The sequence below is a fragment of the Streptomyces sp. P17 genome, assembly GCF_032436805.1.
In the GTDB taxonomy this organism is placed as follows: domain Bacteria; phylum Actinomycetota; class Actinomycetes; order Streptomycetales; family Streptomycetaceae; genus Streptomyces.
Genome location: NZ_JAVRBF010000914.1, coordinates 1 through 267, shown reverse-complemented (window position 1 = coordinate 267; position 267 = coordinate 1). Strand labels below are relative to the sequence as shown.

Here is a 267-nt window from a genome sequence, read left to right as displayed (position 1 = left end):
GAAAACGGACTCAGCCCCATGGGAGCAGGCCGAACGCCTCAAGTGCATCATCGATGGCACCAACATTGGTACATGGGAGTGGAACGTTCAGACGGGTGAAACCACCTTCAATGAGCGTTGGGCGGAGATTATTGGCTACCGCCTCGAGGAACTGGCCCCCGTCGACATCAATACCTGGTTAAACCACGCCCATCCCGATGACCTCCGTGAGTCAGGCGTCCGCCTGGAGCGCCACTTCAGTGGCGAAACGCCCTTCTATGACTATCA

Annotated in this window: 1 protein-coding gene; it reads left to right on the top strand. The window is 57.3% G+C overall.

The window, feature by feature from the left end:
• The coding region (locus tag RMT89_RS43425) for a PAS domain-containing protein (RefSeq protein ID WP_315889267.1) at positions 1 to 267 on the top strand (267 nt) is incomplete at both ends.